Here is a 1,846-nt window from a genome sequence, read left to right as displayed (position 1 = left end):
TTGACTTGCTCCTCGGGCTGAAGCCCGAGGATTCTGGCCTTCTCGATCGTTGCTGTGCCGCTACGCGGCACGGGCTTGGGTCGGGAATCCGTGGCTTCCTGTTTCTTCGCGCTGTGCCGGGATCGCTCCTGGTCTTACCGGCGCTCCGCAGGCCGATACCGCCAGTCCGGCGGCCGTCTTCACGTTGATCGCGGCATTGTGGTCCCGGTCATGGACGCTGCCGCAGGCGGTACAGGTCCATTTCCGGACGCTGAGGGGTTTGGGTCCGTCCTTGACGCCGCATGTCGAGCAGGTCTGGGAGGTCGGCTCGAACCGGCCGATCGTGACCAGGGTGCGGCCGTACCGGGCCGCTTTGTACTCCAGCATGCTGACGAACGAGGACCATCCGGCGTCGTGCACGGACTTGGCCAGTCTGGTGCGGGCCAGTCCCGCCACCGACAGGTCCTCCACGGCGATCCCTTGGTTCTCGGAGATCAGCCTGGTGGAGAGCTGGTGGTGGAACTCGCGGCGGGCGTCGGTGACCTTGGCGTGAGCGCGGGTGACCTTCAGGCGGGCCTTTTCGCGGTTCTTGCTTCCCTTCTGTTTGCGGGACAGCTCCCGCTGGGCCTTCTTCAGCTTCTTCTCCGCGCGCCGCAGAAAACGCGGGGAGTCGATTTTCGTGCCGTCGGACAGGACGGCAAAGTGGGTGAGGCCGAGGTCGATGCCGATGGTGCGGTCCGTTTCGGGCATCCGTGCCTGGTCGGCGGCGGGGTCGGTGTCGATGACGAAGGAGGCGAAGTACCGCCCGGCCGCGTCCTTGATGACGGTGACGGAGGAGGGCGTGGTGGGCAGCGTGCGGGACCACGTCACCTTCACCGCGCCGATCTTCGGCAGGTTCAGACGGCCACTGTCGGTGATGGACCAGCGGGCGTTGGCGGTGAACCGGATCGACTGCCGCTTGTCCTTGCGGGACTTGAAATGGGGAGCACCCATCTTGGGCCCCTTGCGACCACCCTTGAGGGAGGCGAAGAAGTTGCGGTACGCAGTCTCGACGTCCCGCAGGGACTGCTGGAGCACCACCGCGGAGACCTCGCCCAGCCAGGACCGCTCCACCGTCTGTTTCGCCTCGGTAATCAGCCTCTTCGACAGCTCCGCGGCCTTGGGGAACGGCTGCTTGGCCGCTCTGGCCTCCTCACGGGCGCGGACCGCGTCGTTGAACACGACACGGGCGCACCCGAACGCCCTCGCCAACGCCCTCTGTTGGCCGGTGTCCGGGTACAACCTGAAGGAGTACCGGAGCTGCATGACCCTCACGATACATACTTGGGTTATGGGCGACTTGCATAAGATCAGAACTGGTAGACACTGTGTTTTCGTGATGCACGTCCACTTGGTCTTCGTGACCAAGTTCCGGCACAAGGTGTTCACCGATGCCCACTTGAGGCGTATGGAAGAGATCATGCGGTCGGTGTGTACGGACTTCGAATGCGAGCTGGTGGAGTTCAACGGCGAGAACAACCACGTCCACCTGCTGGTGAACTTCCCGCCCAAGGTCGCCGTGACCAAACTGGTCAACTCCCTCAAGGGCGTCTCCTCCCGCCGCCTGCGCCAGGAGTTCCCCGACCTGGTACGCCACTACTGGAGGGCCAACAAGCTGTGGTCCGGCTCCTACTTCGCCGGAACCGTCGGCGGCGCCCCGCTCAGCGTGGTCAGGCAGTACATCGAACAGCAGAACCGGCCGGTGTGAGCACCGCCCGGCTCCGCCGGGACCAGCCCGCGCGACGCGCCGCACCGCAGACGAGGAACTGCGGTGTCCGGCTCCGCCGGACCTGAATCCGCGACGCCCCGCGTCGCCACCATCAGATTC

At 65.3% G+C, this 1,846-nt stretch carries 2 protein-coding genes; one reads left to right on the top strand and one right to left on the bottom strand.

What is annotated here, in order from left to right:
- Window positions 1–60 precede the first annotated feature (60 nt).
- The gene (locus tag ACZ4IF_RS44520; RefSeq protein WP_467575003.1) at window positions 61–1,284 is read right to left on the bottom strand and encodes an RNA-guided endonuclease InsQ/TnpB family protein; all 1,224 of its coding nucleotides are present in this window, start codon (window positions 1,282–1,284) and stop codon (window positions 61–63) included.
- A 25-nt stretch (window positions 1,285–1,309) separates the two neighbouring features.
- Here ACZ4IF_RS44520 and tnpA point away from each other — a divergent pair, with 25 nt between their 5' ends.
- Entirely contained in the window at window positions 1,310–1,726 is a 417-nt protein-coding gene (gene tnpA, locus ACZ4IF_RS44515) for an IS200/IS605 family transposase (protein ID WP_467575000.1), read from the top strand.
- The last annotated feature ends 120 nt before the right edge of the window (window positions 1,727–1,846 follow it).

It is taken from the genome of Streptomyces sp. NPDC025784 (assembly GCF_055558435.1).
This window is presented reverse-complemented; position numbering and strand designations above follow the sequence as displayed.

What these genes read in the sequence shown, in the direction of transcription:
- ACZ4IF_RS44520 (WP_467575003.1), bottom strand. Translation starts at nt 1,284, where the DNA reads ATGCAGCTCCGGTACTCCTTCAGGTTGTACCCGGACACCGGCCAACAG.
- tnpA (WP_467575000.1), top strand. Translation starts at nt 1,310, where the DNA reads ATGGGCGACTTGCATAAGATCAGAACTGGTAGACACTGTGTTTTCGTG.